Origin of the sequence: Curtobacterium sp. MCLR17_039, from assembly GCF_003234745.1 — a bacterium.
Classification (GTDB): Bacteria; Actinomycetota; Actinomycetes; order Actinomycetales; family Microbacteriaceae; genus Curtobacterium; species Curtobacterium flaccumfaciens.
Genome location: NZ_QKTF01000013.1, coordinates 66,257 through 92,073 on the forward strand (window position 1 = coordinate 66,257; position 25,817 = coordinate 92,073).

Genomic DNA, 25,817 nt, shown 5'->3' on the forward strand with positions numbered 1-25,817 from the left:
ACTGGAGGCCCGTGGCGGCGCCGCCACGGGCCTCCAGTCCGTCGTCTGGTCACGTCCACAGCCGCGGTACCCCACGTCTTCGGGTTGCGTGCGGGAACACCGAGTAGCACGGACGCACACCTGGAGCGAAGGAGCACCCATGCGAGTCGGCAGTGCAGTGCAGTACGACCGGTACGGCGACTTCGACGTCGTCGAGCTCGTCCCCCAGCAGAAGCCCGAGGCCGGACCGGGCGAGATCGTCGTCGAGATCGTGGCCGCGGGCCTGAACCACATCGAGCGGTTCCTGCGCGAGGGGAAGCTCCGCGACCACGTCGACCTCGAGTTCCCCGCACACCAGGGCGTCGACTTCGCCGGCATCGTGCGCGCGCGGGGCGACGGCGTGAAGGACCTCCGGATCGGCGACGAGGTCATGGGGCACGCGCCGACCGGCGGCGCCCACGCCACCTGGATCGCGGTGCCGCGCGGCGCCGTCATCAAGAAGCCGGAGCACGTCGGGTGGGAGGTCGCCGGCGGCCTGTACCTGGCGGGCTGCACCGCGGTGTCGGTCGTCCGGTCGCTCCGGCTCGGACCGCAGGACACCGTCGTGATCTCGGCCGCAGCCGGTGGCGTCGGACACATCGAGTGCCAGCTGGCGCACGACGCCGGCGCGACCGTGATCGCCCTCGGCAGCCCCCGCAACCACGACTACCTGCGACAGATCGGCACGCTGCCCGTCGCGTACGGCGAGGGCGAGGAAGACCGCATCCGCGACATCGCCGACGGTCGGCCGATCACCGCGTTCATCGACAACCACGGCGAGAGCAACGCCGAGCTGCTGGCCGAACGTCTCGGCGTCGGCCAGGAGCGGTTCGTGTCGTCGGAGGAGCGCCGGGACATCGAGGTCCGGTTCCTCCGTGCACCCGCCGAGGACGAGGAGACCCGCGAGCTGCTCACCCTGCTGGCGAAGGCCGTGCAGGACCGCCGCGTGCAGGTCCTGATCTCGGGCTTCTACCCGTTCGAGTACATCGTCGAGGCGTACGAGGACCTGGCGGAGATGAAGTCCCGCGGCAAGGTCGTGATCGGGATGCAGACGGTGGAGACCGGGGCGCGGCTCGACTGGTACCGCTCCGAGAAGGCCCGTGACCTGCGCGACCGGTACGCCGATGCGCGGGGGACCGACACGGAGACGATGGCCGGCGGATCGGCGTCGCCCACGAGCTGAACGAGCTGCGCGTCGCAGGGGCCCGACACCTTCGTGCCGGGCCCCTGCCGCGTCAGCTCAGGATGTCCTTCGAGGCGAACCGGCTGTAGGCCAGCGCCCCGAACACCACGACGTACCCGAGTTGCAGCACCGCGTTCGACCCGAACGAGTCGAACGAGATCGGGTCGCGCAGCAGGTCACCGAACCCGAGCCACTGGTGCGAGAACAGGAACGGGTGCAGCCAGTCGAGCTGGGGGAGCTGGTCGAGCACCTGCGACGCCCCGGCGAGCACGACCGTCGCGGCCATCGCTCCGACCGGCACGTTCGTCAGCGTCGACGTGAACATGCCGATCGCCACGAGCCCGAGCATCGACATCGCGACGTACAGCGCGAGCAGCAGGGCACGGCCGGCGTACGACCAGCCGCCCACCTGGGTGCCGGACAGCAGTGTGACCGGGCCGATCGGGAACAGCACGGCGCCGATCGCCGCACCGACCAGCACCACCAGCAGGGTGGCGGCCAGGCAGAAGGCGACGGCACCGGCGAACTTCACCAGGATGAACCGCACACGGCCCGTCGGCGCGACGAGCAGGTAGCGGATCGTGCCGTGGCTGGCCTCGCCCGCGACGGTGTCACCGGCGACGACGCCGACGGTCAGCGGCAGGAACAGCGGGATCGACACGGTCAGTGCGGTGAACGCGACGAACAGGCCGTTGTTGGTGATGTCGCCCAGGAACGCCGGCCCGCCGTCGTCGCCGTCGGTGGTGAGCTTCACGGCGACCGCGATCAGGATCGGCACGAGCGCGAGTGCCCCGAGCATCGCCCAGGTGCGGCGACGCCGGAACACCAGCGCGAGTTCGGAACCGAGCAGTGCGAACGGGCGCTGCCGGCGGCGGACGGGCAGGTCCCGCACGGCCGCGTCAGGCTGCGACATCGAATCCCTCTCCGGTGAGTGCGACGAACAGGTCCTCGAGGGTGCCGCCGCCCACCGTCAGGCCGCGCACCCGGACGTCGGCGCGCACGAGCTCCGAGGTGATCGTCTCGGGCAGCAGCTCGTTCGGCAGGTCGGCCACCAGCACGTCGGCCCCGCCGTCGTGCCGCGGGGTGAGCCCGAGTCGGGTGAGGACGGAACCGGCCTGCCCGACGTCGGGCGTCCGCACGGTCACGGTCCGGGCGCCGGCTGCGCGCAGCTCGTCGAGGGGGCCCTGCGCGACGATCTTGCCGGTCCGCATGACGGCTGCGTGCGTGCAGACCTGTTCGATCTCGGCGAGCAGGTGGCTCGACACGAACACCGTGGTGCCGTCGTCGGCCAGGGAGCGGATGAGGTTGCGGACCTCGCGCGTGCCCTGCGGGTCGAGGCCGTTGGTCGGCTCGTCGAGCACCAGCAGGTCGCGCGGGGACAGCAGGGCGTTCGCGAGCCCGAGCCGCTGCTTCATGCCGAGGGAGTACGCGTGCGCCTTCTTGTCCGCCGCGTGGGTCAGCCCGACGCGGTCGAGGGCATCGGCGACGCGGGCCTTGCGGGTGCGCGGGTCCGAGGTGGGGTCGGCGGCGTCGAAGCGCTGCAGGTTGGCCCGGCCGGACAGGTACGGGTAGAAGGCCGGCCCCTCGACGAGCGCGCCGACGCGGGGCAGGACGTCGTGCAGCGCCTTCGGCATCGGTTCGCCGAGCAGCTCGATGGTGCCGCCGCTCGCGCTCGAGAGCCCGAGCAGCATCCGGATCGTGGTGGTCTTGCCGGAACCGTTCGGCCCGAGGAACCCGAACACCGCGCCGCGCGGCACCGCCAGGTCGATCCCGTCGACCGCGCGCTGCTTGCGGAACACCTTCTGGAGGCCCGTGGTGCGGATCGCCAGGTCCGGCGCCGGTGCCGCCGTGCTCGCCCCGCGGTCGGCCGTGCTCACCTCGCGGTCGGCCGTGCTCGCCCCGCGGTCGGCGGTGCGCACCTCGTGGTCGTCCGCGCTCACTTCGCGGCGTCGACCAGGGAGGCGACCGGCACTGCACCTGCGAGCACTCGGCCGTCGTCGGTCAGGTAGACCGAGACGAGCGACGTCTGCACGGCACGGCCACCGTCGACGGGCTTGGTCAGCTGGTCGAGCAGGCCGGAGGCCTCGCCCTCGAGCCCGGACCGGTCCACCGTGCCGGCGGGGAGCTCGGCGATGGTGCTCCAGCCCGTGCCGGTGAAGGTCGGCTCGTCACCGCTCGGGGTGCCACGGCGGTCGCCGTGCTCGCCCTTCGCGTGGGATCCGGCGTCGGACAGGTCCTTCTCGGTGACCTTGGCGTTCGACGGCGGGGTGAAGTCGAAGAGCCGGGCCGCCGGGGCGCCGTAGTCGAGGCTCGTGAACCCGACCTGCACCGCGGGGTCGTCCGCGCCTGCGGCCTGGACGCTCGCGCGGAGCGGGAGTCCGGTCTGCTGGTCGACGGCCAACCGGACGGCTCCGACGAGGGTGTCGGACGACTTCGGCGTCAGGGTGATCTGCCAGGCGTCGTGTCCGGCGACGCTGACCTCGGTCGGCTTCGACACGGTGGTGGTCGGGGTGATCGCGTCGATGGCCTGCTTCGCGATGTCGGCCGGGGTGGTCGCGCCGTCCTGCGGGTCCTTCGCGGTGTCGCTCGGCAGGGTCACGTGCGTGGCCGTGCGCTCCTTCGAGTCCCAGGTCCAGACGTCCGAGCCGTTGCGGACGACGTCCTGCTCGGCGAGCTGCTGCGTCAGCTGGACGCGCTGCTTGTCGGGGCCGTCGACGTAGACCCGGGCGGTGTGCGACGCGGTGAGCAGCCCGAGCACGTCGGAGGCGTCGCCCTCGAGCGAGGAGCCGCCCGAACCCGTCGGCAGTTCGGGGAGGCCGAGCGCGCTCGTCTGCGAGAGCTTCCCCGAGTACTGGGCGTCCGACGACTTCGCGATGCTGGCGATGACGGCCGCCGCGCTGGGGTTCGTCCCCGCGATCGGGTCGTTCGCGGCGTTCGCGATCATCGGGGCGGCAACGGCGCCGGCGACGACGACCGGTGCGATGACGGCTGGCAGCCAGGCTGACTTCTTCATCGGGTTCCCCTCGTGGAGCATTGGAGTCGTCGGTACGGTACGTCCGGCCCCCGACAGGCAGCTGGGCGTTGCGCGGGGACTACGCCTGGGCGTCGACGCCCGCGGGAGCACTGCCGTCGTACTCGCAGATGGCGTTGACCTTCTCGGCGCTGGCACTTGAACGGTCGAACTCGTAGCCGAGCCACTCCTTCGCCAGACGACGAGCGAGCTCGATGCCGACGACCCGCTGCCCCATGCAGAGGACCTGGGCGTCGTTCGACAGGACCGAGCGCTCCACGCTGTAGGAGTCGTGCGCGGTGACGGCGCGGATGCCCGGCACCTTGTTGGCGCTGATCGCCACGCCCAGTCCGGTGCCGCAGATCAGGATCGCCCGGTCGGCCTCGCCGTTCGCCACCAGCCGTGCGGCGTCGACCGCGACGTGCGGGTACGCGGTGTGGCCGTCCGCGTCGACGCCGACGTCCCGCACGTCGGACACCCGCTCGTCGGCGAGCAGGTCGGCCTTGATGATCTCCTTGTAGTCGAACCCGGCGTCGTCGGACCCGATCACGAGACGGTACGTCATGTCTGTGCTCCTCCCGCGCCCCGAGGTTCCGGGCGCTCCCGGACCAGTCTGCGACGGCCGTGGACATCTGTCCAGCACACAATTTCTGCGTTGCGCGTGGCGGTAGCATCGCACCATGTCGGCCGAGACCCCCACCCCGGACGGAGCCCGCACCCGGTTCCCGCTGGACACCGTCTACCAGGCGGCGCGGATGTACTACCTCGAGGACGCCACGCAGGTCGAGATCGCCTCGCGCCTCGGCGTCTCGCGCCCGACGGTCTCGCGGCTCGTGGCCGAGGCCCGCAAGGCCGGACTCGTCCGCATCGAGGTCGTCGACCCGTTCCAGGACGAGACCGTGGCGCTCGCCGAACGGCTGCAGGTCGTGCTCGGGCTCCGAGCCGTCCACCTCGCCGCGGTCACCCACGCCGCCACGCTCGGCGCCGACCTGGCCGCACCGCTGGCCGCCGTGGTCGAGGGCATGGGACTCGTCCCCGGTGACGCCGTCCTGATGTCGTCGGGGCGCACGGTGTACGACGTCGCACGGTCCGGCATGCCGACCATGCCCGGCGTGCAGCTCGTGCCCACCGTGGGCGGGCAGGCCGACCCGATGCCGTGGTTCCAGACGAACGAGATCACCCGGACGGCCGCGGAACACTCCGGCGCGATCCCGGCGTTCCTGTTCGCCCAGGCGCTGCCGTCCCCGGCGATGCGGTCCACGCTCGACGAGGACCCGGCGTTCCAACACGTCGTCGGGCTGTGGAGCCGGGCGAAGGGCGCGATCCTCGGTATCGGGGCGCCGACCCACACGCGGGACGCCCTGGCCCGGGGCATCCCGGTCGAGGACGCGGCGTTCGACCGTGCCGCCGGCGACGTCTGCCTGAACTTCTACGCCGCGGACGGCTCGCCGATCGAGTTCCCCGGCAGCGACCGGATGGTGCGGACCTCGCGCGAGATCCTGTCGACCGTGCCGCACGCGGTCGGGGTCGCCGTGGGCAGCGCCAAGGTCACGAGCATCGTGGCCGCGGTGCGGGGCGGGCTGGTCAACGAGCTGGTGACCGACGCCGCGACGGCGCGCGCCGTGCTCGACGCACTCGCCTGAGCGCTCCGGCTCGGTGCCCGTTCCTTCCCATAACGCGTGCGATGGATGGTGCTTTCGGGCATACCTGGTCGATTCTTCGTGGCAGGTACGCCCGATTCCGGTAGGTACGCCCGGTTTCGGTAGGTACGCCCGGTTTCGGTAGGTACGCCCGGTTCGGTAGGTGCGCCCGGTTTCGGTAGGTACGCCCGGGTGCGGGGCGACCGTCGACGGCCTGGAGGCGCGGGGCGGGGCCGCACCGCGCCTCCAGGCCGGTGGTCCCCACGTCTAGAGCGTGTGCCGCACGTCCCACAGGTGGTGCACCGGGTCGTGCGCGTAGTAGGTGGCGAGCGTCGCGACGGTGAAGGCGCTGCCGTCGGACCGGAGCCCGGTGCGCTCGAGCACCTCGTCGGGCACCGCCGCGAAGGCCCGGGCCGCGCGGTCGGCCGACTCCCGCAGCTCCTCGGCGACGACCGCGGGGTCCTGCTCGCCGTAGCGGTCCTCGACGGCGGTGGCGTCCTGGTCCCAGTTCGGGAACGTCGGGGCGTCCTCGGTGAGCATCAGCTCGAGGCGCTCCGCCATCTTCCGGTGCACGTCCCGCACGTGGGCGCCGTACTCGAGCGGTGACCAGGTCTGGTCGTCGGGGCGGTCGCGCACGTCGTCACGTCCGAGGATCGCGGGCCATCCTGCGGTGTTCTCGTCGATGATGCCCGGCACGTCGCGGACGGTCACCGCGCTGCCGTCGTAGCCGCACTCGGGACACGCGGACTCGATGACCCACGTCCAGTTCTTCGTCTCCGGTTCGATCGCCATGGGCCGATGTTACGGGCTCGTTACTCAGCTTCCGGGTTCGCCGGACTGGTGCGGATCGGCGGCGACCCCCGTTCGGGTGACACGCCGTTCCCTGAGAATCACCGGCCAATGACATTTCGGTTGCTCGGTAACGTCGCTCGCTGTTCTGGGCCGGTTCCCGACGGCCCACCGATCTTCTCGAGGAGCGATGCATGGGTTCCGACCCCAGCAGTACCCACCCCCGACCGCACCGACGGCTGCGCGAGAGCGACGTCACCGTGGTCGACAAGAGCATGATGCGACGAGCCGTCAGCGGCATGGTCGTCGGCAACACCATGGAGTGGTACGACGTCGGTGTGTACGGCTACCTGGCCGTCACGATGGGGAAGGTCTTCCTGCCGACGGCCGAACCCGCGGTGCAGATCCTGTTCAGCCTCGGGGTGTTCGCGGCGACGTACATCGCGCGGCCGCTCGGTGGCATCGTGTTCGGACGCCTCGGTGACCGGATCGGTCGGCAGAAGGTGCTCGCGACGACGCTGATCATGATGGCGGCGTCGACGTTCCTGATCGGGGCGCTCCCCGCGTACGCGACGATCGGCGTGTTCGGCCCGATCCTGCTCGTCGTGCTGAAGCTCGCGCAGGGCTTCTCGACCGGTGGTGAGTACGCCGGAGCGACGACCTTCGTCACCGAGTACGCCCCGGACCGCCGTCGCGGGTTCTTCGCGAGCATCCTGGACTTCGGCAGCTACCTCGGCTTCGCGCTCGGTGCCACGGTCGTGTCGGTGCTGCAGCTCACCCTCGGCGACGAGGCGATGACCGCCTACGGCTGGCGGTTCCCGTTCCTGGCGGCCGGTGTGATCGGCGTCGTGGCCATCTACTTCCGCCTGCGGATCGAGGAATCGCCGGTGTTCCAGGCGACCCAGGCCGCGCAGGAGGCCGCGACCGAGTCCCGCGCGTCCTTCGAGGGGGAGCGCCCGGCCAACGTCGTCGCGATGGTCCGCCAGCACTGGCGTCCGATCGTCATCGCGATCATGCTCGTCGCCGCGTCGAACACCGTGGGCTACGCCCTGACCTCGTACATGCCGACGTACCTGACCGACTCGCTCGGGTACTCCGCCATCGACGGCACGCTGCTGACGATCCCGGTGCTCCTGCTGCTCGCGGTGATGCTGCCGCTGACCGGCAAGCTCTCCGACCGCCTCGGCCGCCGCGTCGTGATGTGGATCGGTGCCGCCACCACGGTCGTGCTCGTCGTGCCGGCGTTCATGCTCATCGGGCACGGGGCGCAGTGGTCGACGCTCGCCGGCCTCGGACTGCTTGCGCTGATGACGGCGCTGTGGGTGTCGAACCAGGCTGCGTCGCTGCCGGCGCTGTTCCCGACCTCGACGCGGTACGGCGGCATGGGGTTCGCCTACAACATCGCGATCGCGGTCTTCGGTGGGACCACGCCCCTGATCGTGCAGGCGCTGCTCACCGCGACGGGTGACGAGCTCGCGCCGGCGTACTTCCTGATGGCGATGAGCGTCGTCGGAGCGATCGGTGTCTTCTGCATGAAGGAGTCCTCGCAGCGCCCGCTGCCCGGGTCGATGCCGGCGGTGGAGACCGAGGACGAGGCGAAGGAACTCGTGCTCACGCAGGACACGAACCCGCACCTGGACCTCGGTGACCTGCCGTTCGCGGCGCAGGACGCGGCGGCTGCTGCTGCGCGCGAGGCTGAGGGGGTGCCAGCGCGCTGACGCGCGTGGGGGATCGGTCGGCGGGGTGTGTCCGGCCGACGTGGAACGACGGGGTCGTTGTCGTACGACAGCGACTCCGTCGTTCGTTGCGTGCGCGGGCTGTTGCACCGTTCGGGGAGCGACGATGTCGCCGTCGTACGACATCGACAGTGTCGTTCGGCGTCCGCACCGGCCCGCGCTCGCACCCACCCGCACCAGCCAGCCCCAGCCCGCCCCAGCCCGCGTCACTCGTGCCGGTGCTCCGACGCCGGGTCCACCGCGGGCCACACCGGGAACGGGTCAGGCCAGCCGCGCCACACGTCCGGCCCGGCGAGCAGCTCCGACGGCGTGAGCAGCGCCCCGTCGAGCGCCCGCTCGATCGCCCGGACGTCGAGCTGCTCGCCGACGAACCACAGCGCCTGCCCGATCGGGGCGTCGGCGTCCCACGACGGGTTCGCGGTGGGGTCGAGCGCGAGCATCGAACCGAAGCTCGACCACGAGCCGACGTGGTCCGGCCGGGACGCCAGGCGGAAGAACCCCCGCGACCGCAGCACGCGGCCGTTCACCCCGGCGGACAGGTCGTCGGCGATGACGGACGACAGCCGTCCGGGGTGGAAGGGCAGCGGCTCCCGGTAACGCATCGAGACCAGGGCGTCGCGGGCCTCGCGCCCGGTGTCCGCACCGCTCGACAGCGCCCGCATCCAGCCGGCACCGGTGGCGAGCACCCGCGCGGCTCCACCGTTCGACGCCGGCAGGTCGGCGGCGCTGCGGATCGCTGGCAGGGCGACGATCACGGCCTGGGGCGCCATCCGGTGCAGCAGCGACACGAGCGCCCGACGCCGACGGCCCGACAGCGGTTCGATGCGGTCGAGGGCGATCACCGTCGCGTACTCGACGAGTGCGGCCATCCGGTCCGCGGCCACGAAGGCGTCGTCGACGTCCGACCACAGCAGGTGCGCGACGTCGTCGGCCCGCAGCACCCCGACGACGTGCCGCAGCACCCGGTCGTCGCCGGTCTCCGACCGTGCCGCGTTGGCGAGCAGCATGCCGACCGCTCGGGCATCGGCCCCCGGGTGCAGGGTGACGACGAGCCCGTGGCCCGCGTCGGGTCCGCAGACCCGGTCGAGCTGGTCGGCACGGTCGGCCACGGCGCGGGCGGTGGCGAAGGCACTCCCGGCGACGTGCATCCGGTGGCCGTCCGAGATCCGGGCGGCGACGCGGTCGGCGTCGACCTGGTGCAGGGCGGTGACGAGGGTGATGGCAGCAGCACGCATGTCCGCTACTGTAACTGAAAACCGTTCTCAACAAGGAGGCTCGTCGTGAAGGTCCGCAACTCCCTCAAGGCCCTGAAGAAGATCCCCGGCTCGCAGGTCGTCCGACGCCGCGGCCGCGTCTACGTCATCAACAAGAAGAACCCCCGCTGGAACACCCGGCAGGGCTGACGTCAGCGGCGGTCCGTAGGGTGGCGGCATGCGACTGCTGCTCATCCGCCACGGCCAGACCCCCGCGAACGTGCACGGCATCCTCGATGCCGTGGTGCCCGGACCGGGGCTGACGGAGCTCGGGCAGCAGCAGGCCGACGCGCTGCCGGCAGCGCTCGCCGACCGGGGGATCGAGCGACTGTTCGTGTCGTCGATGATCCGCACGCAGATCACCGCGGCGCCCCTCGCGACCTCGCTCGGCCTCGAGCCCGTGGTGCTGCCGGGCCTGCGTGAGATCGAGGCGGGCGACACCCAGGGCAAGAGCGACAAGGTGTCCGTGCAGACCTACATCTCCACCGTGCACGGCTGGTCCGGCGGCGATCGGACGACCCGGATGCCCGGTGCCGAGAGCGGCACCGAGTTCTTCGAGCGCTACGACGACGCCGTCCGGCAGATCGAGGCCACCGGGGTCGCTGTCGCCGCCGCCGTCAGCCACGGTGCCGCGATCCGCACGTGGGCGAGCGCGGCTGCGCAGAACACCCCGGACCACTTCGGCACGAAGCGCCACCTGGAGAACACCGGCATCGTCGAGCTCGAGGGCTCGTTCGCCAACGGCTGGCGCCTGGTCGACTGGGAAGGCGAGCCGGTCGGCGGCGACCAGCTCATCGACCGCACGGCGCTCGACCCCACCGGCGAGCGTTTCTGACGCGACCAGCGGGTCGCCGACGCGACCAGCGGGTCGCCGACGCGACCAGCGGGTCGCCGACGCGACCAGCGGCTCGCGAACGCGACCACGAACAGACGGGAGGCCCGGTACCAGCTGGTACCGGGCCTCCCGTCCGTCTTGTCCTTGCGTCGACTACGCGAGCTGCGACGCCGACGCCGACGTCAGCGGCACGATCACGCCGTGCGACTCACGCAGCACGTCGAGCGTGCGCTGGACCTCGTCCGTGCGCTCCTCGGTCGTCCAGTCGAGCGCCTCGGCGAGCACGTCGGCCAGCTCGTCGAGCAGGTCGATCGTGACCCCGCCGACGAACGCCAGGTTCGTGCGGCGCAGGACGACGTCGACCAGGTGGACGGCCTGCTCGTGGCGGGCGAAGTACGCGACCTCGGCGCGGGTGAGCGACGGGTCGGACTCGAGCGGCTCGACCGGGCCGTCGGTCAGGACGTCCACGACCTCGGCGGCACGGGTGCCGTAGCGCTCGAGCAGGCCCTCGACCAGCGACTCGTCCAGGCCGTCGCGGTGCGACTTGATCCACAGGGCGCGCTGCGCGTCGGTGGTCGGGAACTCCTTGCCACCGCCGATCGGCATGCCGGTGGTGTCGACCTTGCGGCTCATGCCGAGCTTGGTGGTCGCCTCCGTGGACAGGTGTGCCGCGAGGGCACGGAAGGTCGTCCACTTGCCACCGACCAGCGACAGCACGGTCGACTTCGGCAGCCCGGCGATCTGGGTGTCCACGATCCGGTAGTCGCGGGACACGAAGCCGGGGGCGGTGTCCTCGTGGCGGGGGAGCGGGCGGATGCCGGAGTAGCTGTAGACGATGTGGTCGCGGGTGACGTCGATCTGCGGGAACACGTGCTTCACGAGCCCGAAGAAGTAGTCGATCTCCTCGTCGGTCGTCGTGACCGGCTTCGCGGGGTCGGCGTCGATGTCGGTCGTGCCGATGAGCACCCGGCCCTTGAGCGGGTAGATGAGGACGATGCGGCCGTCGTCGTTCTCGAAGAACAGCTCGCGGCCCTTCGTGGCCTCGAGCAGCTCGTCGTTGTGCACGACGATGTGCGAGCCCTTCGTGCCGCCCATGAACTTCGTCTCGCCGCCGAACGCCTCGTTCGTCAGGTCGGTCCAGGGGCCGGAAGCGTTGATCACGACGTCGGCGGTGAAGACGAACTCGTCGCCGGTCTCGCGGTCGCGCAGCAGGACGCCGCCGTCGCGGGTGCCGGCTGCCTCGACGTAGTTCGTGGCGCGGGCGGTCGCGGCGGAGCCGCTCCCGGCTCCCGCGGCCAGGCCGTCCTTCAGGACGTCGAGGGCCAGGCGCTCGGGCTCGTGCACGCTCGCGTCGTAGTAGGTACCCGTGTACTTCAGGTCCTTGTTGAGGGCGGGCATGTCCTCGAGCGCGGCCTTCTTGGTGCGGAAGACGTGCTTCGGGACGGAGCCGCCGTCGCGCGAGAAGGAGTCGTAGATCGTCATGCCGATCTTGATCAGCATCGCGCCGCGCTCCTTGGTGGAGCGCTGCTTGTGCGTCAGCATGCGCAGCGGGGCGTTCATGATGCCGGAGAACGTCGAGAAGATCGGCATGGTCGTCTGCAGCGGCTTGACGTAGTGCGGGGCGATGCGGATCAGGCCGTTGCGCTCCTGCACGCTCTCGCGCACCAGGCGGAACTCGCCGTTCTCCAGGTAGCGGATGCCGCCGTGGATCATGTGGCTCGAGGCCGCGGAGGCGCCGGAGGCGTAGTCGCCACGCTCGACCAGGGCGACGTCGACGCCCTGGAGCGCCAGGTCGCGGAACGTCGCGATGCCGTTGATGCCGCCGCCGACGACGAGGACCTGCGCGTTCGGGCGCTCGGTGAGGGCGGTCACCGTGTTCCGGGGCTGTGTCTTCTTCGACATGGTTCGTCGCTTCCTTCGTCTGTTCGTGGGGTCAGGATCGATCGTGCGCTCGTTCGACAGGGCGGGCAACTCGCGTGCACGAACGTGCAGCACACGTGTCGTCCAGGCCCGACACGGCGGTCAGGAGGCGCGGCAGGGGTTGCAGAGGCCCTGCACGTCCGTGCATGGTTGCGTTCGACAGATCGGAGCACCATGAGCGATGCGGCTCAGCCCATGCGCACGCAGCAGGCGCTGCGCGCCGCCCACCTGTACTACCTGCAGGACCTGACGATGGACGCGATCGCCGACGAACTCGGCACCTCGCGCTCGTCGGTGTCGCGGCTGCTGAAGTACGCCAGGGACACCGGGCTCGTCGACATCCAGATCCGTTCTCCCCTGGACCAGGCCGCCGCGCTGAGCCGGAGCATCCGCTCCCGCTTCGGGGTGCACGCGCACGTCGTCCCGGTGCCGGACCACACGAGCGACGTCGACCGGCTCGAGCGGGTGGCCCTGTCCGCCGCCCGGATCCTGACGCAGTACGTCGAGTCGAACATGGTGATCGGGATCTCGTGGGGCTCGACGGTGAGCGCGGTCAGCCGCTACCTGGTGCCGAAGACCACCCACGGCTCGACGATCGTCCAGATCAACGGCGCCGCGAACACCCGCACCACCGGCATCGTCTACGCGTCCGAGATCCTGCGCCGGTTCGGCGAGGCCTACGGGGCGTTCGTGCAGCAGTTCCCGGTGCCGGCGTTCTTCGACGACCCCGCGACGAAGGAGGCCCTGTTCCGGGAGCGCTCGATCCGCCGTGTGCTCGACCTGCACGAGCGGATGGACCTCGTCGTGTTCGGTGTCGGTGCCCCGCAGGCCCCGGTGCCCTCGCACGTGTACTCCGGCGGGTACCTCGACCCCGAGGACCGTGACGAGCTCACGCAGGCCGGAGTCGTCGGGGACGTCTCGACGGTGTTCTACCGGGCCGACGGCTCGTGGAAGGACATCGGGGTGAACGCCCGCGCCGGCGCTCCGGACCTCGACACGATCAAGCGTGCGCCGCGGCGGGTCTGCGTCGTCGCCGGGCGGTCGAAGGCGGCTTCGCTGCGGGGCGCGCTGGCCGCCGGACTCATCACGGACCTGATCCTGGACGAGAGCGTGGGGCAGGCGATCCTGCAGCCCTGAGTCAGGACCTGACGCAGTTTGTCGGTGGTCCGTCGTAGGTTCTCGACCATGGTGCTTTCTCTCGAACAGCCCGGTCAGCGGTACTTCCGGCGGATGGTCGGCAGCGACGTCGACCAGGCGCTCGCGTTCTTCACGGGCGACTACGACTTCCGTGCACCACTGGTCCGTCGCACCCACGAGAACGCCCACTGGGACTTCGCCGGCGTCGGTGACGAGCGGATGTCCCTGCGCTCGTCACGCTTCATGGTCGACCTGCGGAGCGAGAGCCAGGTCGACGACGAGTTCCTGGTCGCCTGGATGCGGAGCGGCTCGAGCCGGATCACCTCGGGCGGCGAGACGTACGAGCTCGAGGCCGGGGTGCCGGTCGTGCTGCCCTTCGCCGAGCCGTACGCGCTGCACCACCGCGACATCGCCCTGAACCTGGTGCACCTGGACCGCGACTTCGTCCGTGCCGTGGCCGGCGACGACGACTTCGCCTTCGAGCCGATGCGCCGCCCGACGGCCGACGGCATCGCGCTGTGGCGGTCGGTCGTGCGGAAGTACTCGGCCACGTGGCTCGACGTCGATCGGTCGATGAGCCCGGTGGTGCAGCACGACATCGCCGAGGCCTTCGCGACCGCGGCGATCCGGGCGTTCCCGCAGCGCAACAAGTGGCGTGCGTCGGTGTCCGGCAGCGGCCCGGAGCACGACCGCCTGCGCCGGGCGCTCGAGTTCGTGCACGAGCACGCGCGCGAAGCGATCGGCACCCCGGAGATCGCGGCGGCGGCGGGGCTCAGCCCGCGCGGGCTGCAGCAGTCCCTCCGTCGGCACCTCGACCAGACGCCGGGGGAACTCCTGCGCGGCGTGCGACTCGACGGCGCCCGGACCGACCTAATCGGCAGCGGCCTGGACGAGACGACGGTGGCCGAGATCGCGCGGACGTGGGGCTTCGGGCACCTCGGGCGCTTCTCGGCGACCTACCGCAGCCGTTTCGGGGAGCTGCCGAGCGAGTCGCTGCGCGGGCACTGACCGCTGCTGCTGCGGACCGTTCCGCCGAATCTCGTGACACGGATCGCCCCGCCGCTGTCCGGATGTTCGGCTCATTGCTGCTGTGGGCGAATCCGGTGCTCAATGGACAGGACGAACGCACCGCCCACGAAGGAGTCAGCATGCGCATCGGCGTCCCCACCGAGATCAAGAACAACGAGTACCGCGTCGCCGCCACTCCGGCCGGCGTCGCCGAGCTCGGGTCGCACGGCCACCAGGTGCTGGTGCAGGCCGGCGCCGGGTCCGGTTCGGCCTTCACCGACGACGAGTACCGCACCGCTGGCGCCACGATCGTCGACACCGCGGCCGAGGTGTGGGAGCGCGCCGAGCTGATCCTCAAGGTAAAGGAGCCGGTAGCGTCGGAGTACCCGATGATCCGGCCGGGCCAGGTGCTCTTCACCTACCTGCACCTCGCCGCCGACCGACCGCTGACCAACGCGCTCATCGACTCGGGCGCGACGGCGATCGCCTACGAGACCGTGCAGCTGCCGGACCGCTCGCTGCCCCTGCTGTCGCCGATGTCCGAGGTCGCCGGGCGACTGTCCGCCCAGGTCGGCGCGTTCCACCTGATGCGCACGAACGGTGGGCGCGGGCTGCTGCTCGGCGGGGTCCCCGGCACGCCGAAGGGCCGCGTGGTCGTCATCGGCGGCGGCGTCGCGGGGGAGCACGCCGCGACGATGGCGCTCGGCATGGGCGCCGACGTCACGGTGTTCGACATCAGCCTGCCGCGGCTCCGGGCCCTGGACGCCCGGTTCGACGGCCGCGTCACGACCCTGCGCTCGTCGGCGCACGCCATCGCCGAGGCCCTGCGCGACGCCGACCTGGTGATCGGCTCCGTGCTCATCCCCGGGGCGTCCGCACCGAAGCTCGTCACCGACGCGATGGTCGCCGACATGCGGCCGGGCTCGGTACTGGTCGACATCGCGATCGACCAAGGCGGCTGCTTCGAGGGCTCCCACCCGACCACGCACGACGACCCCACGTTCGCCGTGCACGACACCGTGTACTACTGCGTGGCGAACATGCCCGGGGCCGTCCCGCGCACGAGCACGATCTCGTTGACGAACGCCACGCTGCCCTACGCCGTCGCGATCGCCGACCGTGGCTGGGAGGCCGCGCTCGAGGCCGACCCCGCACTCGCCGCCGGCCTGAACGTGCACGCCGGCCGGGTCACGAACGCCGCGGTCGCCGCCGCCCACGGCCTGGTGGCGTCCGCGCGCTGAAGCCGCGCGAGTCTTCGCGCTGAGCGACACCTCACGGGCCAGCGGCCGCGTGAGGTGTCGCTCAGCGCGAAACGACGCGCAACGCCACGCGCGTCAGGCCGGCACCGGTGCCGCCGCCCGACCGGCACGCCCGCTGACCCAGCCGGCGCGGGCACGCACCACCACGGTCACGACGACCACGGCCGCCGCAGCCACCACGGCCGCGACCGCCGTCGGCACGGAGACGAGCGGCCCCTCGAACCGGGCCACGGCGACCCACGCCAGACCCCACGCGACCGACGCCATCGGCGCCAGGCGTCCCCGGCCCCACAGGGCGATGAGGACCCCGACGAGCCCGGCCACCGCGGCGACGACCACACCCCACGGGTCCTGCCCGAGTCCGAAGCCCCGGAAGCCCGCCGCCGTCAGCACCGCAGCGGTGTTCGCGGCCGTCGCGACGCAGACCCACCCGAGGTACAGCCCGAACGTGCCGTCGGTCAGGATCGCCTCGACGACCCCACGGGACGGGGTCCGGCGCAGGATCGTGAACGTCCAGATCAGCACGACGAGCAGTGCGACGATGATCGGCTCGCTCGCCCACAGGAACCCGAACTGCACCGAGAGGATCCACGCGGCGTTGAGCAGCAGGGAGAGCACCGCCGGCACCACCAGCCGCTCGTGCCGCTCGTCGTTCGCGGTGCGGAAGAGCTGCAGCACCGCGTAGCCGATGAGCCCGGCGTAGACGACACTCCAGATCGAGAAGGCGGGGCCGTCCGGGGCGATCGCGGTGGAGGACGCCGACAGTGCGCCACCGGCGGCGTCCTGGATGGGCGTCCCACCGGCTGCGCCCGACCCGACGTACGCGCCGATGACGGCGACGACCGCGCTCACGGCCACCGCGATGCGCTTCCAGATCCTCTTCATGACAGTCCCTTTCGTCAGCATGCTGATGACCTGCACCGTAGGCGGCCGGTGCCGCCGGTCGTGCAGCGCGCGTTCAGGCAGGACGCGGGGCGCACGGCGGGCGTGCCACGGGCCTCCAGGCCGGAGACCGGCCACCCTGCGTACGGTGGGCGCGTGAGCGTCGAACTGAACACCGTCTACATCGACCGGATCGCCCCGATCGCGAGTCCGTCCCTCGACGACACCTTCCGGATGCTCGACGAGCAGGGCGCCAGCGCGTGCATCGTCCTGCACCAGCCCGACGCCGAGGAACTCGGCGACGTCGCGGTCGCCCTCGGCCTGCACGAACTCGCGGTCGAGGACTCCGCCGAGGGGCACCAGCGACCGAAGCTCGAGCGCTACGGCTCGACGCTGTTCGTGGTGCTCAAGCCGGCGCTGTACAACGACCAGCAGGAAGAGGTGGCGTTCGGCGAGGTGCACGCCTTCGTCGGTGAGACCTTCTTCCTCGCCGTCGTGAAGGCCGACCCCCGCGGCAAGCAGACCGTTCCACGGGCGCTGCAGCGGTTGAGCGGCAAGCCCGGGCTGGTGACCGTCGGCCCGCAGGCGCAGCTCTGGGCGCTGATGGACTCCATCGTCGACGGCTACGTGCCGGTGATCGACGGACTCGAAGAGGACATCAACCAGATCGAGGACCAGCTGTTCTCGGGCGAGGCCGGGGTGTCCCGGCGCGTGTACGAGCTGTTCGGCGAGGTCGTCGACTTCCAGCGTGCGGCGCGTCCACTCGTCTACATGATCGAGAACCTGCACCGTGGCGCCGAGAAGTACCACCTGCCGATCGAGATGCAGCGGCGGTTCCGCGACGTCCTCGACCACGCGATCCGGGTGGTGGAGCGCCTCGACACGTTCCGGCAGCTGCTGCAGAACGCACTGACCGTCGACTCGACCCTGGCGGCACAGAAGCAGAACGACGACACGAAGAAGATCTCCGGCTGGGCGGCGATCCTGTTCGCGCCGACGCTCATCGCCGCGATCTACGGGATGAACTTCACGCACATGCCCGAACTCGGCTGGACGTGGGGGTACCCGCTGTCGATCGTCGCGATGGTCCTGTTCGCCGCGATCCTCTACGTGGTGTTCAAGGTCAAGCGCTGGTTCTGAGCCGCGCCGCGACCTGAGCCGCAACCTGAGCCGCAACCGGAGCCGCGCCGCAGCCGGATTTGCAGCGGACGGCTCCGGACCGGAAAGCTCTGACGTGCAACGACGCCGACTGGAGCCCCGCATGCCGCACGAACTCGTCCACCTGACCGCCGGTGGCGTCTCGCTCGTCCTGGACTGCCGCGACGACGCGCTCCCCGCCGTCGTGCACTGGGGAGCTGCACTCGGACCGCTCGACACCGACGCGCTGACGGCCCTCGCCGACGCCGATGTCGCGCCCGTCGCACCGAACGAGATGGACGACCCGGTCCGCCTGTCGGTGCTGCCCGAGCCGCACCGGGGCTGGAGCGGTCGTCCGGGGCTCGCCGGGCACCGGGACGGCGCCGACTGGTCGCCGGCGTTCACGGTCACGTCGCTCGCGGTCACCGACTCCGCGGTCACCGCCGACGCCGAGGACACGGTCGCCGGGCTCACCGTCCGGGTGGCCATCGAGATGCTCGGCTCCGGGCTCGTGCGGGCCCGCGCGGGCGTGACGAACACCGCTGACGGCGTCTACACCGTCGACGACCTGACGCTCGCGATGCCGATCCCGTCGGGGGCCCGCGAGATCCTGGACTTCGCCGGCCGCTGGGGCAAGGAGCGGACCCCGCAGCGCCGCGAACTCGTCGTGGGGACCCACCAGCGCGAGGGACGGAAGGGCCGCACCGGCACCGACGCCGCGACCGTGCTGACGGTGGGGGAGCCGGGCTTCGGCTTCGCCCACGGTCAGGTCTGGGGCGTCCACACCGCCTGGAGCGGCAACCACCGGCACCACGCCGAACGCCTCGCCACCGGCCGCCAGGTCATCGGCGGCGGCGAACTCCTGCTGCCCGGCGAGGTCCGGCTCGACACCGGTGCCACGTACGAGGGGCCGTGGGTGTACTTCGCCCACGGTGACGGCCTCGACGACCAGGCCCGACGGTTCCACCGCTGGCTCCGCAGCCGCCCGCAGCACCCGACGACGCCCCGCCCGATGACGATCAACGTGTGGGAGGCCGTGTACTTCGACCACGACCTGGCCCGCCTCGTCGACCTCGCCGAGCGTGCCGCGGCCCTCGGCGTCGAACGCTACGTGCTCGACGACGGCTGGTTCCGCGGCCGCCGCGACGACCACGCCGGCCTCGGTGACTGGTACGTCGACGAGCAGGTCTGGCCGGACGGACTCGGCCCCCTGGTCGACCGCGTCCGTGCGCTCGGCATGGAGTTCGGCCTGTGGTTCGAACCCGAGATGGTGAACGAGGACAGCGACCTCGCCCGCGCCCACCCGGAGTGGATCCTGCAGGCCGACGGTCGGCTGCCCGCGCGTTCCCGCGACCAGCAGGTGCTCAACCTGGCGATCCCCGAGGCCTTCGACCACGTGCTCGAACGGATGACGGCGATCATCGGCGAGTACGCGGTCGACGCCGTGAAGTGGGACCACAACCGCGACCTCGTCGAGGCGGGGTTCCCGGGCGGCGGCGCAGCGGTCCACGAGCAGACCCTCGCCGCGTACCGGTTGATGGCGACGCTCGGGGAGCGGTTCCCGTCCCTGGAGATCGAGTCGTGCTCGTCGGGTGGCGGTCGGGTCGACCTCGGCGTCATCGAGCACACCGCGCGGGTGTGGGTGTCCGACGACATCGACCCGCTGGAGCGCCAGCAGATGCACCGGTGGACGCAGCAGCTCCTGCCGCCGGAGCTGCTCGGCTCCCACGTCGCGAGCGGCCGGAACCACACGACCGGTCGCGTTCACGACCTCGCCTTCCGTGCCGGCACGGCGCTGGTCGGGCACCTCGGCATCGAGTGGGACCTGGCCGGCGCGACCGCCGACGAGTCCGCGGCGCTCACCGAGTGGATCGCGCTCTACCGCGAGCTCCGCCCGCTCCTGCACGGCGGTGACCTGGTGCGGTCCGACGAGGTCGACGACGCGCGGCTCGTGTACGGCACGGTCGCGCCGGACCGGCGGCAGGCCGTCTTCTTCCTCGCCGGCATCGGCCGCTCCGAGGTCTCCGGCACCGGTCGGGTCACCTTCCGCGACCTCGACCCCGACACGGCGTACCGCGTCGACCCGGTCATCATCGGCGACGGCCACGACCTGGTGCGACCGGACTGGTGGTCCGGCCCGCGGGTGTTCAGCGGCCGGGTGCTCGGCACCGTCGGCCTGCAGCCGCCGCTCATGCCGGCCGACTGCGTGGTGCCGTTCCGGGTGACGGCCGTCTGACGGCGGGTGGTCGGGGCGCCCGCCCTGGAGGCCCGTCCCGCGTCCGGCGGGCCCGTCGCCGTCCGTCATCGGGTGCGTCCAGCCCGTTAGGCTTCCGGTCATGCCGCACTCCGGACACGCGACCCCGGTCTGGGCCCTCAAGCTCGCCGTCGTCACCGCCCTGGTGGGCGTCTCCGGCGGCATCGCCGGCATCGCGGTCTGGCTCGCGCTCCAGCTCATCCAGTTCGTCGCCTTCGGGTACGGGTTCGGCGGGCACCTCGAGGCCGCCGACGCACCGTCCGGGCTGAACCGGTTCCTCGCGCTCACCGCGGCCGGCGTCCTGACCGGGTTCGCCTGGTGGGCGCTCCGTCGGTGGGGGCGCTCGATCGTCTCGGTCACCGCGGCCGTCGACGGCAAGCGGATGCCGGCCCTGGCGACGCTCGCGAACGCCGGCATCCAGATCCTGGCCGTGGGGCTCGGCGCGTCCATCGGCAAAGAGGTGGCGCCGCGCGAGGTCGGGGCCTGGCTCGCCCAGCTCGTCACCCGTCGTGCGGGGCTGACCGCACGCGAGACGAAGATCCTCGTCGCCTGCGGTGCCGCGGCCGGCCTCGCCGCCGTGTACGACGTGCCCCTCGGTGGTGCGCTGTTCGCGGTCGAGGTCCTGCTCGGGGAGATCAGCTTCGCGACCGCCCTGCCCGCCTTCGCCACGAGCGCCGTCGCCGCCATCACCGCCCGGCTCGTGATCCCGGACGAGGTGCTGTACCACGTGCCCGCGATGCACCTCTCGCCGTCGCTGCTCGTCTGGGCGGTCGTCGTCGGGCCCGTACTGGGGCTCGCCGGGGTCGGGTTCGTCAAGCTGACCAACCGGCTGCAGGGCATCGCCCCGAAGGGCTGGCACCTGCTCGTCGTGCTTCCGGTGGTCTTCGCGATGGTCGGGCTCATCGCGATCCCGTTCCCGGAGATCCTCGGCAACGGTCGGGCGCTCGGTCTCGTCGCGATGAACACCACGCTCGACGACGCCTCGTTCGCCGGCCTCTCACCGATCGTGCTCCTGCTGCTGCTCGGTGTCCTGCGGACCGTGACCACCTCGGCCACCATCGGGGCCGGTGCGGTCGGTGGCACGCTGACCCCGTCGATCGCGATCGGTTCGGCGATCGGCGGTGGCCTGGGCGGTGCCTGGCTGCTGCTGTGGCCGGCCGACGGTCCGAGTCTGGCGGCCTTCGCCTTCGTCGGTGCGGCGGCCTTCCTCGCCACCACCATGCGGGCGCCGTTCACCGGCCTCGTGCTCGTCGTCGAGTTCACCCAGCAGGGCACCGACATCCTCGTGCCCTCGTTGCTCGCGGTGTCCGGGGCGGTCGCCGTCGGGTACGTGCTCGCCCGCCGCCGCAGCGCGCAGATGGTGTGAAGACCCCGAGCGTTCCGGTACGGACGGCTGCCCGGCGGCCTACTGTCGGCGCCAGGACGGAGCGACGGGCTCCGCACCGAGACGAGGAGCAGCCGATGGCGGGGTTCGACGACATCACGAAGAAGGCCCAGGAGTTCCTGAAGGACGGCAAGGTCCAGGACGCCCTGAAGAGCGAGAAGGCCGAGGGCGTCGGCGACAAGGTGCTCGGCGGCGTGGCCGACGCGGTCAAGAAGGCCACGGGCGGCAAGTACGACGACAAGATCGACGGTGCCCGCGACGCTGCGGACAAGAAGATCGGCAACGAGTAGCGGACGACGTGCAACGGCCCAGGACCCGGCGTGGTCCTGGGCCGTCGCCGTGCCGACTGGACGTGGTCGGGAACAACGGACACCATGGACGGGTTGCTCCGGACAGCAGCACCAGGAGGACGAGACGTGACAGTCGTGGCGCCGAACCAGCCGCTCACCGAGACCGAGGTCGAGGCGATCAAGCGGGACTTCCCGATCCTCGCGCAGGACGTGAACGGGCAGCCGTTGGCGTACCTGGACTCCGGGGCGACGGCTGAACGCCCCCGCCAGGTCCTCGATGCCGAGCGCCGGTTCCTCGAACACGACAACGCCGCCGTCCACCGCGGGGCCCACACGCTCGCGGCGCTCAGCACCGACGCATACGAGGACGCCCGCGCCACCGTCGCCGGCTTCATCGGAGCCGCCGCCCCGACCGAGGTCGTGTGGACCGCGAACGCCACCGACGCGCTCAACCTCGTCGCGTACGGCATGGCCAACGCCAGCCGTGGCCGCGGCGGTGCCGATGCCGAGCGCTTCCGCCTGGGCGCCGGTGACGAGATCCTCGTGACCGAGGCCGAACACCACGCCAACCTCGTGCCGTGGCAGGAGCTCGCCGCGCTGACCGGTGCCACCCTGCGCTGGATCCCGGTCGCCGACGACGGCACCTGGACCGCCGACGACGCCGCGGCCCTGATCACCGACCGCACGAAGGTCGTCGCGTTCTCGCACGTCTCGAACGTCACCGGGATGATCGCCCCCGTCGAGCAGGTCGTCGGTCTCGCCCACGCCCGCGGCGCCCTCGTCGTGCTCGACGCCTGCCAGTCCGCCCCGCACCGTCCGCTCGACGTGCAGCAGCTCGGGGTCGACTTCGCCGCGTTCTCCGGGCACAAGATGCTCGGCCCGAACGGCATCGGCGTGCTCTGGGGCCGTGCCGAGTTGCTCGACGCCCTGCCGCCGTTCCGCACCGGTGGCTCGATGATCACCACCGTGACGATGGAGGGCTCCGAGTTCATGCCGGCGCCCGAGCGGTTCGAGGCTGGCACGCAGCCCGTCTCCCAGGCGGTCGCCCTCGCCGAGGCCGTCCGCTACCTGCGGGGCATCGGCATGGAACGCGTCCGTGCCCACGAGGAGCACCTGGCCCGCCGGATGCTCGACGGTCTGGCAGCAGTGCCCGGCATCCGCGTGGTCGGCCCACCCGCCGGCGTCCCGCGCTCCGGTCTGGTCGCGTTCGACGTCGACGGCGTGCACGCCCACGACGTCTCGCAGTACCTCGACGCGCAGGGCATCGCCGTGCGTTCCGGCCACCACTGCGCCCAGCCCCTGCACCGCCGCCTCGGACTCGTCGCGACGAGCCGGGCGAGCACCTACGTCTACACGACCGAGCACGACGTCGACCGGTTCCTCGCAGCCGTCGCCGAGGTCCGCGACTACTTCGGAGCGACCGCGTGAACGCCCTCGACAGCCTGTACCAGCAGGTCATCCTCGACCACGCGAAGGCGCGTCACGGCGACGGTGTGATGCCCGACGCGGATGCCTCGCACTTCGAGCGGAACCCCACGTGCGGCGACGAGATCACGGTCAGCCTGCGGCTCGAACCCGGCACCGACCGCATCGCCGGGCTCGCCTGGCAGGGCGACGGCTGCTCGATCTCGATGGCCTCGGCGTCCGTCCTCACCGACATGGCGGTCGGTCGCACCGTGCCCGAGTTCCTCGCACTGACCGAGGAGTTCCGCACCATGATGCGCTCGCGCGGCGTCGGTGAGCCCGACGAGGACGTCCTCGAGGACCTCGTCGCCTTCCACGGCGTCTCGAAGTTCGTCATGCGCGTCAAGTGCGGGATGCTCGCCTGGGTCGCGGCGGAAGCCGCCGCGCGCGAGGCGACCGCGTCCCGCTGACCCGGGTGCGGCTCGCGATCGCGAGCACCGGACAGTCGGGAGGCCCGTTGCGGGCCCGCCCCGCGCCTCCCGTCCGCAGCACGGTCAGGGGCAGACGTCCTGCGTTGCCGCCTTCGTGTCGTTGATGACGATCGTCGTCACGATGTCCTCAGCGCCGGAAGCGCCACCCGTGGTGTCGAAGTGCAGCCAGTGGCCATCCGTGGTCGGTGCCACGTACTCGCGGTAGCCGCCGATCGGTGGCTCCCACGTGTCGATCGTCTTCTCGAGCCCGGGGTACGCCGCGCGCACGTCGTCGGCGGTGGAACCGAGCGCGATGCCCGTGGACGTCAGCACGGGCGACGAGAACGCTCCTGGGTCGGTTGCCTGTCCCGCAACGGAGATGTAGCGCACACCGGGCCCGGAGTCGTCGGACGTGACGAGGATCCGGTACCCGGACCCGCTGGGGGTGGACAGGTCGGCGGACTGCCACTCCCAGAACGTCGGGCAGCCGCTCGACGGCTGCCGCGAGAACCCGGCAGCCGGCAGCACCGTGCTGGCGTCCGTGGCACCGAGCTGGACGGGGCCGAAGGACGCGTCGCCGAAGACCCAGCTCGCGGGGCCGCTCGGGCTGGACGACGGCCGGACGCTCGTCGGGGTCGGGGTCGGGGTCGGGGTCGTCGTCGGCGTGGCGGCCGTCGCACTCGTCTGCGTGGCGCTCGGCGCGCTCGGCCCGGACGCCGTCGCGCAGCCAGCCGCCCCGATGAGGAGCGTGGCGATGCCGACGGTGAGGATGGTGGTGCGGAGCGTGGTCATGATTCTCCCTTCACCTTGCAGTGTCGTCGTCCGGGCGATCCTGACGGACGTCGGCGCGGACTGATGGCGGTCACGAGCACGAGCACGAGCACGAGCACGAGGATGGACCACGTGATCGTCGAAACAGCGCATCCCGGCGCGGCCGGATCCGACGCGATCGTGCGGGACTACCTGACGGAGGTCGCGTCGCGGTGGTACGGGCGGGCGGCGACGTCGGCCGAGGTCGACCGGGCGCTCGACGATGAACCGTACGACGACCTGCAGGGACACTCCGGGGTGTTCCTCGTCGCCGCCGACGGGGGAGCCGTGGTCGGTTGCGCCGGCGTGCGCTTCGTGGGTGCCGTCGGCGAGCTGACGAAGGTGTTCACGCTGCCGGAGCACCGCGGCCGAGGCGTCGGTTCGGTGCTCCTGCGCCACGTCGAGGACGTCTGCCGGGGACGCGGGATCACGTCGCTGCGGCTGGACACGCGGGCCGAGCTCGCCGAGGCCTGTGCGCTCTACGAACGGCTCGGCTTCGTCCGGGTCCCGCCGTTCAACGACGACCCGTACTCCGACCGCTGGTACGCGAAGGCGCTCGCTGCGGGGTAGCGATCAGGCGATGACGCCGATCTCGCGGAGCGCGTCGCCGACGGTGATGCGCTCGCCGCGTTCCTGCGCCCGTGCCCAGCGGGACTTCACGAGCGCGACGGGGTCGTCGTCGAGACCGAGGAGCTCGTAGAGGCCGTCCAGCTCTCGGAGAACGAGGTCGGCGAGCGGCACGGGGAACTTCCGTTCGGGACTCGCGTAGCCCTGCTGCGCGAGCTGTTCGAGCATCTCCGGGTCGGTCTCTCGCTGTTCCATGAGCAGGACGACGGTTCGTGACCTCGTCCCCATGAGGAAGGCGGAACGCACGTTCTCGTCCGGATCGGTCGCCAGGGTGACCTCGACGGCGAGGGGGAGGTCTTCTTCGCACGCGAGCTCCCAGCGCTGCGAGGTGTCCCCGTGGATCGCCGTGAGCATGTCCGGGTGGACGCCGAGGCCGCGCTCGCCGCGTTCCGGTCGCAGCGAGGTCGGCCGTGGGCCGTCCCCGACGCGCGCCGTGGGGAAGCCGACACCCGTGTACGCGGTGTGAGCGATCGGCAGGAAGTGGAGCGCCTGGTGCAGCGCGGTCGCGGCGTCCTGCACGGCCGGGGCCGTCACGTCACCGTCGGCGGCCTCGATGGCGGTGGCGTAGTCGGACAGTGCGGTGTGCTGCTGGTCGATCGCCAGTGCGAACATCTCCTTGCCCCTGGCGGTGTCGCCGAGGAGCCGCGGGTCCATGTGCAGCGTGACGGCGCTCGGGTCCTGCAGGTGCCCCCGCGGCGTGCCACCGCCCGACATCGTGATCTGGAACGTCTCGTCGTCTTGCTCGTGGGCATCGGTCACGTCGCTGACGCT

Annotated in this window: 25 protein-coding genes; 15 read left to right on the forward strand and 10 right to left on the reverse strand. The window is 71.6% G+C overall.

The window, feature by feature from the left end; all coding sequences use genetic code 11:
* Nucleotides 1–139 precede the first annotated feature (139 nt).
* Nucleotides 140–1,201, forward strand: coding sequence for an NADP-dependent oxidoreductase (locus DEJ00_RS14410; RefSeq protein ID WP_111057822.1), 1,062 nt, complete (start codon nt 140–142; stop codon nt 1,199–1,201).
* A 52-nt stretch (nt 1,202–1,253) separates the two neighbouring features.
* On the opposite strand, the gene DEJ00_RS14415 is transcribed toward DEJ00_RS14410, so the two are convergent.
* The 4 genes from DEJ00_RS14415 to DEJ00_RS14430 all read right to left on the reverse strand — a co-directional run bounded on the left by DEJ00_RS14415 (nt 1,254) and on the right by DEJ00_RS14430 (nt 4,776).
* Nucleotides 1,254–2,114 (reverse strand): ABC transporter permease, encoded by an 861-nt coding sequence (locus DEJ00_RS14415; RefSeq protein WP_027466217.1) that lies wholly within the window; start codon nt 2,112–2,114, stop codon nt 1,254–1,256.
* Complete coding sequence (locus DEJ00_RS14420; protein ID WP_111057850.1) at nt 2,101–3,078, reverse strand: ABC transporter ATP-binding protein; 978 nt, start codon at nt 3,076–3,078, stop codon at nt 2,101–2,103. The genes DEJ00_RS14415 and DEJ00_RS14420 overlap by 14 nt, the downstream gene beginning before the upstream one ends.
* 59 nt (nt 3,079–3,137) lie before the next feature.
* The gene (locus DEJ00_RS14425) at nt 3,138–4,214 is read right to left on the reverse strand and encodes an outer membrane lipoprotein carrier protein LolA (RefSeq protein ID WP_071247932.1); all 1,077 of its coding nucleotides are present in this window, start codon (nt 4,212–4,214) and stop codon (nt 3,138–3,140) included.
* Between the two features lie 79 nt (nt 4,215–4,293).
* Entirely contained in the window at nt 4,294–4,776 is a 483-nt protein-coding gene (locus DEJ00_RS14430) for a ribose-5-phosphate isomerase (RefSeq protein ID WP_111057823.1), read from the reverse strand.
* 115 nt (nt 4,777–4,891) lie between these two features.
* Here DEJ00_RS14430 and DEJ00_RS14435 point away from each other — a divergent pair, with 115 nt between their 5' ends.
* Entirely contained in the window at nt 4,892–5,854 is a 963-nt protein-coding gene (locus tag DEJ00_RS14435) for a sugar-binding transcriptional regulator (protein ID WP_111057824.1), read from the forward strand.
* Between the two features lie 264 nt (nt 5,855–6,118).
* On the opposite strand, the gene DEJ00_RS14440 is transcribed toward DEJ00_RS14435, so the two are convergent.
* Nucleotides 6,119–6,643 carry a DinB family protein gene (locus DEJ00_RS14440; RefSeq protein WP_111057825.1) on the reverse strand — a complete coding sequence of 175 codons (525 nt, stop codon included), beginning with the start codon at nt 6,641–6,643 and terminating at the stop codon, nt 6,119–6,121.
* Nucleotides 6,644–6,834: 191 nt separating this feature from the next.
* Between DEJ00_RS14440 and DEJ00_RS14445 the strand changes: the two genes are divergently transcribed.
* Nucleotides 6,835–8,358 carry an MFS transporter gene (locus DEJ00_RS14445; protein WP_027466228.1) on the forward strand — a complete coding sequence of 508 codons (1,524 nt, stop codon included), beginning with the start codon at nt 6,835–6,837 and terminating at the stop codon, nt 8,356–8,358.
* Nucleotides 8,359–8,582: 224 nt separating this feature from the next.
* On the opposite strand, the gene DEJ00_RS14450 is transcribed toward DEJ00_RS14445, so the two are convergent.
* Nucleotides 8,583–9,611: a GTP-binding protein gene (locus DEJ00_RS14450; RefSeq protein WP_071405048.1), complete on the reverse strand. Its 1,029-nt coding sequence runs from the start codon at nt 9,609–9,611 to the stop codon at nt 8,583–8,585.
* A gap of 45 nt (nt 9,612–9,656) precedes the next feature.
* Between DEJ00_RS14450 and ykgO the strand changes: the two genes are divergently transcribed.
* Both ykgO and DEJ00_RS14460 read left to right on the forward strand, forming a co-directional pair.
* Nucleotides 9,657–9,779 carry a type B 50S ribosomal protein L36 gene (gene ykgO, locus DEJ00_RS14455; RefSeq protein ID WP_017888460.1) on the forward strand — a complete coding sequence of 41 codons (123 nt, stop codon included), beginning with the start codon at nt 9,657–9,659 and terminating at the stop codon, nt 9,777–9,779.
* Between the two features lie 28 nt (nt 9,780–9,807).
* Nucleotides 9,808–10,464 (forward strand): histidine phosphatase family protein, encoded by a 657-nt coding sequence (locus tag DEJ00_RS14460; RefSeq protein ID WP_111057826.1) that lies wholly within the window; start codon nt 9,808–9,810, stop codon nt 10,462–10,464.
* Nucleotides 10,465–10,617: 153 nt separating this feature from the next.
* Here the strand turns inward: DEJ00_RS14460 and DEJ00_RS14465 are convergent, their stop codons facing one another.
* A complete protein-coding gene (locus DEJ00_RS14465) occupies nt 10,618–12,366 on the reverse strand; it encodes a glycerol-3-phosphate dehydrogenase/oxidase (RefSeq protein WP_111057827.1) in 1,749 nt (582 codons plus the stop codon).
* Nucleotides 12,367–12,558: 192 nt separating this feature from the next.
* Between DEJ00_RS14465 and DEJ00_RS14470 the strand changes: the two genes are divergently transcribed.
* From DEJ00_RS14470 to ald, 3 genes are all read left to right on the forward strand, one after another.
* A complete protein-coding gene (locus DEJ00_RS14470; RefSeq protein WP_027466231.1) occupies nt 12,559–13,521 on the forward strand; it encodes a sugar-binding transcriptional regulator in 963 nt (320 codons plus the stop codon).
* A gap of 48 nt (nt 13,522–13,569) precedes the next feature.
* The gene (locus DEJ00_RS14475; protein ID WP_111057828.1) at nt 13,570–14,529 is read left to right on the forward strand and encodes an AraC family transcriptional regulator; all 960 of its coding nucleotides are present in this window, start codon (nt 13,570–13,572) and stop codon (nt 14,527–14,529) included.
* Nucleotides 14,530–14,669: 140 nt separating this feature from the next.
* Nucleotides 14,670–15,770: an alanine dehydrogenase gene (gene ald, locus DEJ00_RS14480; RefSeq protein WP_111057829.1), complete on the forward strand. Its 1,101-nt coding sequence runs from the start codon at nt 14,670–14,672 to the stop codon at nt 15,768–15,770.
* Between the two features lie 93 nt (nt 15,771–15,863).
* Here ald and DEJ00_RS14485 read toward each other — a convergent pair whose 3' ends face one another.
* Nucleotides 15,864–16,673, reverse strand: a complete 810-nt coding sequence (locus DEJ00_RS14485; RefSeq protein ID WP_111057830.1) for a tryptophan-rich sensory protein — start codon at nt 16,671–16,673, stop codon at nt 15,864–15,866.
* A 153-nt stretch (nt 16,674–16,826) separates the two neighbouring features.
* On the opposite strand from DEJ00_RS14485, the gene DEJ00_RS14490 reads away from it, so the two are divergent.
* The 6 genes from DEJ00_RS14490 (at nt 16,827) to sufU (ending at nt 23,609) form a co-directional block, all read left to right on the forward strand.
* On the forward strand, nt 16,827–17,810 hold the full coding sequence (locus tag DEJ00_RS14490; protein WP_071247679.1) for a magnesium and cobalt transport protein CorA: 984 nt from the start codon (nt 16,827–16,829) through the stop codon (nt 17,808–17,810).
* Between the two features lie 121 nt (nt 17,811–17,931).
* Complete coding sequence (locus DEJ00_RS14495; RefSeq protein WP_111057831.1) at nt 17,932–20,043, forward strand: alpha-galactosidase; 2,112 nt, start codon at nt 17,932–17,934, stop codon at nt 20,041–20,043.
* Between the two features lie 100 nt (nt 20,044–20,143).
* Nucleotides 20,144–21,427 carry a chloride channel protein gene (locus DEJ00_RS14500; protein ID WP_111057832.1) on the forward strand — a complete coding sequence of 428 codons (1,284 nt, stop codon included), beginning with the start codon at nt 20,144–20,146 and terminating at the stop codon, nt 21,425–21,427.
* A 95-nt stretch (nt 21,428–21,522) separates the two neighbouring features.
* Entirely contained in the window at nt 21,523–21,735 is a 213-nt protein-coding gene (locus DEJ00_RS14505) for an Rv0909 family putative TA system antitoxin (protein WP_111057833.1), read from the forward strand.
* Between the two features lie 135 nt (nt 21,736–21,870).
* On the forward strand, nt 21,871–23,163 hold the full coding sequence (locus DEJ00_RS14510; protein WP_111057834.1) for an aminotransferase class V-fold PLP-dependent enzyme: 1,293 nt from the start codon (nt 21,871–21,873) through the stop codon (nt 23,161–23,163).
* A complete protein-coding gene (gene sufU / locus DEJ00_RS14515) occupies nt 23,160–23,609 on the forward strand; it encodes a Fe-S cluster assembly sulfur transfer protein SufU (protein WP_027466240.1) in 450 nt (149 codons plus the stop codon). Before DEJ00_RS14510 ends, sufU begins: the two co-directional genes overlap by 4 nt.
* An 84-nt stretch (nt 23,610–23,693) precedes the next feature.
* Here sufU and DEJ00_RS14520 read toward each other — a convergent pair whose 3' ends face one another.
* The gene (locus tag DEJ00_RS14520; protein ID WP_111057835.1) at nt 23,694–24,401 is read right to left on the reverse strand and encodes a hypothetical protein; all 708 of its coding nucleotides are present in this window, start codon (nt 24,399–24,401) and stop codon (nt 23,694–23,696) included.
* 111 nt (nt 24,402–24,512) lie between these two features.
* On the opposite strand from DEJ00_RS14520, the gene DEJ00_RS14525 reads away from it, so the two are divergent.
* On the forward strand, nt 24,513–24,989 hold the full coding sequence (locus DEJ00_RS14525) for a GNAT family N-acetyltransferase (RefSeq protein ID WP_220038880.1): 477 nt from the start codon (nt 24,513–24,515) through the stop codon (nt 24,987–24,989).
* Nucleotides 24,990–24,992: 3 nt separating this feature from the next.
* On the opposite strand, the gene DEJ00_RS14530 is transcribed toward DEJ00_RS14525, so the two are convergent.
* A complete protein-coding gene (locus tag DEJ00_RS14530; RefSeq protein ID WP_111057836.1) occupies nt 24,993–25,805 on the reverse strand; it encodes a hypothetical protein in 813 nt (270 codons plus the stop codon).
* Nucleotides 25,806–25,817: the final 12 nt, after the last annotated feature.

Coding starts and splice junctions, on each gene's coding strand:
- DEJ00_RS14495 (WP_111057831.1), top strand. CDS start 17,932: ATGCCGCACGAACTCGTCCACCTGACCGCCGGTGGCGTCTCGCTCGTC.
- DEJ00_RS14460 (WP_111057826.1), top strand. CDS start 9,808: ATGCGACTGCTGCTCATCCGCCACGGCCAGACCCCCGCGAACGTGCAC.
- DEJ00_RS14435 (WP_111057824.1), top strand. CDS start 4,892: ATGTCGGCCGAGACCCCCACCCCGGACGGAGCCCGCACCCGGTTCCCG.
- DEJ00_RS14500 (WP_111057832.1), top strand. CDS start 20,144: ATGCCGCACTCCGGACACGCGACCCCGGTCTGGGCCCTCAAGCTCGCC.
- DEJ00_RS14425 (WP_071247932.1), bottom strand. CDS start 4,214: ATGAAGAAGTCAGCCTGGCTGCCAGCCGTCATCGCACCGGTCGTCGTC.
- DEJ00_RS14505 (WP_111057833.1), top strand. CDS start 21,523: ATGGCGGGGTTCGACGACATCACGAAGAAGGCCCAGGAGTTCCTGAAG.
- DEJ00_RS14430 (WP_111057823.1), bottom strand. CDS start 4,776: ATGACGTACCGTCTCGTGATCGGGTCCGACGACGCCGGGTTCGACTAC.
- DEJ00_RS14520 (WP_111057835.1), bottom strand. CDS start 24,401: ATGACCACGCTCCGCACCACCATCCTCACCGTCGGCATCGCCACGCTC.
- DEJ00_RS14440 (WP_111057825.1), bottom strand. CDS start 6,643: ATGGCGATCGAACCGGAGACGAAGAACTGGACGTGGGTCATCGAGTCC.
- ald (WP_111057829.1), top strand. CDS start 14,670: ATGCGCATCGGCGTCCCCACCGAGATCAAGAACAACGAGTACCGCGTC.
- DEJ00_RS14470 (WP_027466231.1), top strand. CDS start 12,559: ATGAGCGATGCGGCTCAGCCCATGCGCACGCAGCAGGCGCTGCGCGCC.
- DEJ00_RS14485 (WP_111057830.1), bottom strand. CDS start 16,673: ATGAAGAGGATCTGGAAGCGCATCGCGGTGGCCGTGAGCGCGGTCGTC.
- DEJ00_RS14410 (WP_111057822.1), top strand. CDS start 140: ATGCGAGTCGGCAGTGCAGTGCAGTACGACCGGTACGGCGACTTCGAC.
- DEJ00_RS14475 (WP_111057828.1), top strand. CDS start 13,570: ATGGTGCTTTCTCTCGAACAGCCCGGTCAGCGGTACTTCCGGCGGATG.
- DEJ00_RS14415 (WP_027466217.1), bottom strand. CDS start 2,114: ATGTCGCAGCCTGACGCGGCCGTGCGGGACCTGCCCGTCCGCCGCCGG.
- DEJ00_RS14465 (WP_111057827.1), bottom strand. CDS start 12,366: ATGTCGAAGAAGACACAGCCCCGGAACACGGTGACCGCCCTCACCGAG.
- DEJ00_RS14445 (WP_027466228.1), top strand. CDS start 6,835: ATGGGTTCCGACCCCAGCAGTACCCACCCCCGACCGCACCGACGGCTG.
- DEJ00_RS14450 (WP_071405048.1), bottom strand. CDS start 9,611: ATGCGTGCTGCTGCCATCACCCTCGTCACCGCCCTGCACCAGGTCGAC.